Origin of the sequence: Streptomyces sp. NPDC002088 (genome assembly GCF_040296605.1) — a bacterium.
GTDB lineage: Bacteria > Actinomycetota > Actinomycetes > Streptomycetales > Streptomycetaceae > Streptomyces.
In genome coordinates, this window is the sequence record NZ_JBEOXO010000036.1 from 72,438 (window position 1) to 80,041 (window position 7,604).

Annotated in this window: 6 protein-coding genes; 5 read left to right on the top strand and 1 reads right to left on the bottom strand. The window is 71.1% G+C overall.

The genetic code is table 11. From position 1 onward, the window contains the following. Positions 1-13: 13 nt before the first annotated feature. Genes ABT114_RS44320 through ABT114_RS44330 form a run of 3 tightly spaced genes read left to right on the top strand, consistent with a single transcriptional unit; the run spans position 14 to position 2,805 of the window. A complete protein-coding gene (locus ABT114_RS44320; RefSeq protein ID WP_351151210.1) occupies positions 14-985 on the top strand; it encodes an arabinan endo-1,5-alpha-L-arabinosidase in 972 nt (323 codons plus the stop codon). 31 nt (positions 986-1,016) lie between these two features. Further along, on the top strand, positions 1,017-2,537 hold the full coding sequence (gene arfA, locus ABT114_RS44325) for an arabinosylfuranosidase ArfA (protein ID WP_351151212.1): 1,521 nt from the start codon (positions 1,017-1,019) through the stop codon (positions 2,535-2,537). Then, entirely contained in the window at positions 2,530-2,805 is a 276-nt protein-coding gene (locus ABT114_RS44330) for a hypothetical protein (protein ID WP_351151215.1), read from the top strand. Before arfA ends, ABT114_RS44330 begins: the two co-directional genes overlap by 8 nt. Before the next feature lie 12 nt (positions 2,806-2,817). Here the strand turns inward: ABT114_RS44330 and ABT114_RS44335 are convergent, their stop codons facing one another. Further along, on the bottom strand, positions 2,818-5,769 hold the full coding sequence (locus ABT114_RS44335; protein WP_351151218.1) for a beta-galactosidase: 2,952 nt from the start codon (positions 5,767-5,769) through the stop codon (positions 2,818-2,820). Positions 5,770-5,859: 90 nt separating this feature from the next. On the opposite strand from ABT114_RS44335, the gene ABT114_RS44340 reads away from it, so the two are divergent. Both ABT114_RS44340 and ABT114_RS44345 read left to right on the top strand, forming a co-directional pair. Then, positions 5,860-6,318, top strand: a complete 459-nt coding sequence (locus ABT114_RS44340; RefSeq protein WP_351151221.1) for an RrF2 family transcriptional regulator — start codon at positions 5,860-5,862, stop codon at positions 6,316-6,318. A gap of 188 nt (positions 6,319-6,506) precedes the next feature. Continuing rightward, positions 6,507-7,418 (top strand): sulfite exporter TauE/SafE family protein, encoded by a 912-nt coding sequence (locus ABT114_RS44345; protein ID WP_351151223.1) that lies wholly within the window; start codon positions 6,507-6,509, stop codon positions 7,416-7,418. Positions 7,419-7,604: the final 186 nt, after the last annotated feature.

Sequence of the window (7,604 nt, forward strand, 5' to 3'; positions counted from 1 at the left end):
GCGAACAGGAGCCATGAAGTTGAAGCGCTTCAGAGCCGCGGCGGTCCTCGCCGCCGCCCTTCTGGCCTTCCTCCCGTCGACGGCCCAGGCGGCGGACTATCCCGACCCCCTCGCCATCTCGGGCCAGGAGATCATCCACGACCCGACCGTTCAGCACCTCAAGAACGGTCTGTACGTGGCCTATTCGACCGGCGGGATCATCGGAGCCCGCGTGTCGAAGGACATGCGGCAGTGGGACGACGCCGGCAACGCCTTCGCCGAGCCGCCGAGCTGGTGGTACGAGTACAACAGCACCGGTGACCCCTGGGCGCCCGACCTCTCGTACCGCGACGGCACGTACTGGCTGTACTACGCCGTCTCCTCCTGGGGCACCAACCACTCCGCGATCGGCGTGGCCACCTCCCCGACCGGCATGCCCGGCACCTGGACCGACCACGGCAAGGTCTTCTCCTCCGAGACCACCGACTCCTGGAACGCCATCGACCCGGGCGTGATCAAGGCCGAGGGCAAGCTGTGGATGGCGTTCGGCTCGTACTGGACGGGCATCCGCATGGTCGAACTGGACCCGAAGACCGGTAAGGCCGTCGAGGGCGCGACCGTCCAGCACCTGGCGACCCGCCCCGACCTGCCGTACGCCGTCGAAGGCCCGTACGTCGTCAAGCACGGCCGGTACTACTACCTCTTCGCCTCGTACGACGCCTGCTGCTCCGGCGTGAACTCCACGTACAAGATCAAGGTCGGCCGGTCCACGTCGGTCACCGGACCGTACGTCGACAGCTCCGGCACCTCCATGCTCGAGGGCGGCGGCGACCTCCTCCTGGCCGGACACGGCCGGTACGTCGGCACCGGCGGAGAGTCCGTCTTCCGCGACCACGGCCACGACTGGCTCGCCTACCACTACTACGACGCCGACGACAGCGGCACGCCCAAGCTCGGCCTGAACAAGCTGAGCTGGGGGCATGACGGCTGGCCCACAGTCGAGTAAGACACAGCACGTCCCTTTCTGGAAGGAACACATGTCCCGCACCACCGCCCGCTTCGCCCTCGACCCCGCTTTCACCGTCGGCGAGGTCAACCCCAGGCTCTTCGGATCCTTCGTCGAACACCTCGGGCGCTGCGTCTACACCGGCATCTTCGAGCCGGGCCACCCTTCCGCCGACGAATCGGGCCTGCGCAACGACGTGCTGGAGCTGGTCCGCGAACTCGGCGTCACCGCCCTCCGCTACCCCGGCGGCAACTTCGTCTCCGGCTACAAGTGGGAGGACTCGGTCGGCCCGGCGGACGAACGCCCCCGCCGCCTCGACCTGGCCTGGCACTCCACCGAGACGAACCGTTTCGGGCTCTCCGAGTACATCGCCTTCCTCAAGAAGGTCGGTCCGCAGGCCGAGCCCATGATGGCCGTCAATCTCGGCACCCGCGGTGTCGCCGAGGCGCTCGAACTCCAGGAGTACGCCAACCACTCCGGGGGCACCGCGCTGTCCGACCTTCGAGTCGCGCACGGCGACAAGGATCCCTTCGGCATCCGGCTGTGGTGCCTGGGCAACGAGATGGACGGCCCCTGGCAGACCGGTCACAAGACCGCCGAGGAATACGGCCGGATCGCCGCCGAGACGGCCCGCGCGATGCGCCAGATCGACCCGGGCGTCGAACTCGTCGCGTGCGGCTCCTCCAGCCAGGCCATGCCCACCTTCGCCGAGTGGGAGGCGACGGTCCTGAAGGAGACGTACGACCTCGTCGACTACATCTCCCTGCACGCCTACTACGAGCCGGTCGACGGCGACATCGACTCCTTCCTCGCCTCCGCCGTCGACATGGAGTCCTTCATCGAGAACGTGGTGGCGACCTGCGACCACGTGGGCGCGAAGCTCAAGTCCAAGAAGAAGATCAATCTCTCCTTCGACGAGTGGAACGTCTGGTACCTCTCCCGCTGGGAGGAGCACGCGACGACGTTCACGCAGGACGACTGGCCCGAGGCACCGCGCCTGCTGGAGGACAACTACAGCGTCACCGACGCCGTCGTCTTCGGCTCGCTCCTCATCGCCCTGCTCCGGCACGCCGACCGCGTCACCGTCGCCTGCCTCGCCCAGCTCGTCAACGTCATCGCGCCGATCATGACGGAGCCGGGCGGCGCGGCCTGGCGGCAGACGACGTTCTTCCCGTTCGCGCAGGCGTCGAAGTACGGCCGCGGACAGGTCCTCGACGTCCGCGTCGACTCGCCGACGTACGAGACGAAGAAGTACGGCGAGGCCGACCTGCTGCACGCCACCGCCGTACGCGCCGAGGACGGCTCGGTCACCGTCTTCGCCGTCAACCGCAGCCGCACCGAGCCGCTGCCGCTGGAAGTCGCCCTGGGCGGTCTGGAGGTGACGAGGGTCGTCGAGCACAGCGCCCTGTCGGACGCCGACCCCGACGCCCGCAACACCCTGGCGGAGCCGGAGCGGGTCGTCCCGCACCCGGTCGACGGCACGACCCTCGCGGACGGCAGGCTGACCGCCACCCTGGAACCGCTGTCCTGGAACGTGATCCGCCTTGCCTGACAGACGCACGGGTCCAGCGCGGTGGGCCGGCGGCCTGCTGTGCTGGACCCTGGCCGGCGCCATGCTCACCGCGGCGACGGAAGCAGTGCTCCAGCCGGCTGCCGGCTGGTGGCACACGATGTGGCCGCTGCCCTGGTTCCTGGTGCCGGTGTGGGCGCTGCTGTGGGCCGCGCTCCGGGCCCGGGAGAAGTACGGGGACGAGTACGGGGACGACGACGGCCGGCACACCGGCAACGATGCGCCGACCGACTACGACAAGGCCGCCTGATCCCCGCCCGCGTCACACCACCGGCGACACCGGCACCCCTCCCGCCGCCGCCCCCAGCAGCGTCAGCCGGACGTCGCCGGGGCCGGAGGCGGTGGTCCCGTCGGCCAGGACCGCCAGGGCCAGGGTGTTGGTGCCCCGGGTGCGCAGGATGCCGTTCGGCAGGACGAAGGTGTGCTGCGGGCCCACGTCGTTGACGTACTGGCCCATGTTCCAGCCGTTGAGGAAGATCTGGACGCGGTAGGCGCGGGCCGGGTCGTCGTCGAGGACGAGTCCGATCGAGGCGTCGATGCCCGCCGGGACGGCGAGCGCGAAGCTGGTCCGGTACCAGGTCACGCCCTGCCGCCGGTCCGCACGGGGCAGTACGACGGCCTCCCAGCCGCGGTCCGGGTGCCCCGGCAGATGCCAGCCCTTACGCTCCCCGTACAGCCCGCCGTTGTTCAGCGGCCCCCGTACGGGATCGGGCGCCGCCTCACCCTGAATCCGCCAGCCGACCCTGGGCGAGGCCCCCTTGAAGGACACCGCCGTCAGCCCCCGCGCCACCTTGTGCGTGTCGAGCGCCTTGCCGTCCTGGTCGTGCTGCATCCGCCGCACCAGCACGGACAGCACATGCGCGCCCGCCGTACGCAGCTTCGCGGGTACGGCGAAAACGGCTGTGTCCGCCCAACTCCCCTGCCGGATCGTGCTGTTGTCGGGCACCGGCATCCGGTGCGTGCCCAGTGGCTTCCCGTCCAGCCATGCCATCAGCAGCCCCTGGGTGCCCGTGCTGTAGGCGAGGGACACCGACTTCGCGCCGCGCGCGTCCCTGAAGTGCCCCCGGTACCAGACGTCGCCGTAGTGGAAGCCGTAGTCGTCCGCGAACAGCACCGGCTGCCCGGCGGGCACGGGGGTCGTGCTGAACGACGACGTCCGCACGGCCCGCCGCCACCGCGAGTCGTCGAAGCCGGGCGCCGACTCCGGGTTCTCCACCCGCCGGCGCCAGCCACCGTGCAGCGCGGGCAGCGTCACCTTCCCCACGCCGGGAAGGCGCCGGGCCGCCCGCAGACTGCCGGAGGCGGTGGCCCGGGTCGCCAGCGCGCGCCCGTTCCAGGTCACGTCACGGATCCCGCGCGGCGCCCACACCTCCACATCGGCGGCCCCGACCGTGTCCCCGGTGAGGCGCACGGCCGCGCCGCTCGGTGACGCGGTCCGCAGCAGCGCCGGGCCGTACACGAGCACCGGGCCCGAGGGGGTCCGGCGTGGCCACAGCCGCAGGGAGGTGTTGTCGTCGGCGAGCAGGAGCAGCAGCGGCACGTCGACCCCGCCGCCCGTCACCAGCACCCGGGTCAGTCCGCCCAGCCGGGCGTCGACGCGCAGTGCGCCGTCGTCGTCGTCGTACGTGTGCGAGGCATTCCCCTCCAGCACGGTCACCGTCGGCCTGCCCGAGCACTCCAGTACGGTCCGGGTCGCCTCCCCGGGCCGCCCGGTCAGTACGGCGATGTCCTGCCGCCCGACGGTCAGCGCCAGCATGGGCTGCGCGGTGGAGTACCGCAGCGTGCGCCGCCCCAGGGAGAGCCTGGTGGCGAGGAGACGGGCGTCGCGGGCCGGGACGGTCACGGGGAGATCGGTGCCGGCGGCGGGCAGGGAGGAGGTGACCGTCGCGTCGGTGTCGTTGCGCAGGACGTGGACGTGGGCCCCGGTGTCGGGGTTGGTGAGGTGGTACACCTTCAGCCCGGCCGCCTCGACGTCCGCCGCCCGGTCCAGCCTGGCGAAGTCCGGCACGTACTGGAGGAGATGCCCGAGCTGGTGCATGGGGACCAGCTTGGCGGTCGGATTCCGGGCCTCGTCGAAGGCGGCCCCGTAGTCGTACGAGGTGTAGACGACCGGCGCGGGCAGCCAGCCCCACGAGGTGCCGCCGAAGGTCATGTACACGTTGTGGAGGGTGATCCCGTTGGCGAGGTTGGTGAGGTAGAAGCGCCGCTCGTACGCCGCGTCCCGGGTCCGGCGCGACTCCGCGTACCCCTTCCCCTTGAACCACACCCCGCCCCACGGATCGAACCAGCCGCCCCCGAACTCCGGCACGAACCCGGGGGTCCAGGGGCTCGCGGTGGCGCCGCCCTTCAGCCCACCGCTGCCGAAGTGCCCCCAGTCCGGCGGGAGCTGACTGGGTGACGGATACCCGTCGAAGCCGTAGAGCCAGCCCCCCTTCTCCCCTCCGGTGTCGAAACTCCCGGGGGTCCAGTACCCGTTCCGTCCCTTGTCGTTGTGGAACAGCGGCACGTCGATGCCGTCGCGCCGCACCTTCCGGTACAGGTGAGCCATGTAGGCGCGCCCGGTCGGCTCGGCGACATGGGCGTCGTACTCGTTCTCGATCTGGTAGAGCAGGATCGTGCCCGAGCCGTCGGTGTACTGGTGCCGGGCGGCGATCCGGTTCACCTCGGTCAGCCACTCGTCGACGTGCCGCAGATAGGTCGGGTGGGCGGTCCTGGCGGTGCCCTCGGTGACCGTCAGCCAGCCGGGGAAACCGCCGCCGTCGACCTCGGCGTTGATGTAGGGACCCGGGCGGAGGATGACGTACAGGCCGGTCTCGGCGGCCATCCGCAGGAACAGGTCCAGGTCCCGGACGCCGGTGAAGTCGTAGTGGCCGGGGGCGGGGGAGTGGTAGTTCCAGGAGACGTAGATGCTGACGGCGTTGTAGCCGTGCGCGCGCATCTTCTGGAGCACGTCCCGCCACAGGGACGGGCTCGGCAGCCGGAAGGGATGCATCTCGCCGGACCACACGACCAGCCGCTTCCCGTCCACGAGCAGGGAGTGGCGGTCGAAGCCGATCGTGTGCCGCTTGCCGTCGGCGCCGGGCGGTCCGGGCGCCGGGCCCGTGGGCGCTGTGTGGGCGGCGTAGGCGCAGGTCCCTCCGCCGCTGCCGGTGAGCGCGAGACCGAGGGCCGCGGTGCCGGCGAGGGAGCTGAAGGTACGTCGGGTGAGCGGCAAGTCGGCCTCCCGTGACCAGGTCGTCCGGCGGCGCCCGTGCGGGGCCGCGTGCCGGTCATTCTGTACACCGGGACACCCCACAATGGGGACATGAGGATCTCGGCACGGGCGGATTACGCGGTACGGGCGGTTCTCGAGCTCGCCGTACGGCAGGGCGGGGACCCGGTGAAGGCGGAGACCGTCGCCGCCGCGCAGGACATTCCGCACAAGTTCCTCGAGGGGATCCTCGGCGACCTGCGGCGCGGCGGGATCGTCGACAGCCGGCGCGGCGGGGGCGGCGGTTACCGGCTGGCCCGGGACGCCTCGGCGATCACGATCGCGGACGTGATCCGCGCGGTCGACGGCCCGATCGTGTCGGTACGCGGCGAGCGCCCGACGGGCCTCGCCTACACCGGTTCCGCACAGCCGCTGCTGCCCCTGTGGATCGCGTTGCGCGCCAACGTGCGCAAGATCCTGGAGGGCGTCACGGTCGCCGACATCGCGGCGGACGCCCTGCCGGAGCCGGTACGACAACTGGCGGCGGAGCCGACGGCGTGGGAGAACCCGTAGGCGGGTCGTGCGGTGTCGCCGGTGTCGCCGGTGTCTGTTGCGTTTTTAAGTGTCTGCTGTGTCTGCTGTGTCTCCTGTGAGACATCCTCATCGCACACTCAGGCTGTCCTCAGCTTTCCGGTCTAGCGTCGCGTCCCGTTCATCCCTACCTAACCGGTGGGAAAGACAGGGAAGACGGGACGCACCACATGCGCACGCTGATACTGCTAGCCCTCGCGGGCCTCGGGGCCCAGCTCGTGGACGGCAGCCTCGGCATGGCCTACGGGGTGACCTCGACGACGCTGCTGCTGGCCATGGGCACCAACCCGGCCGCCGCCTCGGCCACGGTCCACCTCGCCGAGATCGGCACCACGCTGATGTCGGGCGCCTCGCACTGGCGCTTCGGCAACGTGGACTGGAAGGTCGTCGCGAAGATCGGCGTCCCGGGAGCGGTGGGCTCCTTCCTGGGCGCGACGGTCCTGTCGAAGCTCTCGACGGAGGTCGCGGCGCCGGTGATGTCCCTGATCCTGCTCGGCCTCGGCCTGTACGTCATGTCCCGCTTCACCTTCCGCGGCCTGCCCAAGGACCGCCTGGGCCAGCCGCTGAGCCGACGCTTCCTGACCCCGCTGGGCCTGGTCGCCGGCTTCCTCGACGCCACCGGCGGGGGCGGCTGGGGCCCGGTCGGCACGCCCGCGCTGCTGGCCAGCGGCCGTATGGAGCCGCGCAAGGTGATCGGCTCGATCGACACCAGCGAGTTCCTGGTCGCGATCGCCGCGAGCCTCGGCTTCCTGTTCTCCCTCGGCTCCCAGGGCCTGGAGTGGAGCTGGGTCCTCGCCTTCCTCCTCGGCGGCCTGGTCGCCGCCCCGGTCGCCGCGTGGCTGGTCCGCCTGCTCCCGCCGCGCGTCCTCGGCTCGGCGGTCGGCGGCGTCATCGTCGTCACCAACGTCCGTACGCTCCTGAACAGCGACTGGATCGCGGCGTCGGGCGCGGTGAGCACGGTGGTGTACGTCGTGCTGTACGCGGCCTGGGCCGGGGCGCTGGGGTACTCGATCCGGGCGCATCTGCGCGAGAAGGCGGCGGAGGCGAAGGCCGAGGCGGAGCGGGAGCCGGTGGCGGCGTAGGTTCTACCAAGTTCATCGGCAGGGCTCCGCCGTTTACGGCGGGGTGTAGCCGATCTGGTCGTAGCGGCGCGGAGCGCCGCAGGGGCCGGTCTGTCCATGAGCCGACGCGGAGCGTCGGGGCTGCTTCGCGGCGGAGCCGGGGAGCAGGGTGTGGTCAGGCCGGGCGCTGCTGCTGGCGGATGTACT

Bases quoted from the DNA above. Each gene is read 5' to 3' on its own strand.
- arfA (WP_351151212.1), top strand. From the start codon at position 1,017: ATGTCCCGCACCACCGCCCGCTTCGCCCTCGACCCCGCTTTCACCGTC.
- ABT114_RS44345 (WP_351151223.1), top strand. From the start codon at position 6,507: ATGCGCACGCTGATACTGCTAGCCCTCGCGGGCCTCGGGGCCCAGCTC.
- ABT114_RS44340 (WP_351151221.1), top strand. From the start codon at position 5,860: ATGAGGATCTCGGCACGGGCGGATTACGCGGTACGGGCGGTTCTCGAG.
- ABT114_RS44320 (WP_351151210.1), top strand. From the start codon at position 14: ATGAAGTTGAAGCGCTTCAGAGCCGCGGCGGTCCTCGCCGCCGCCCTT.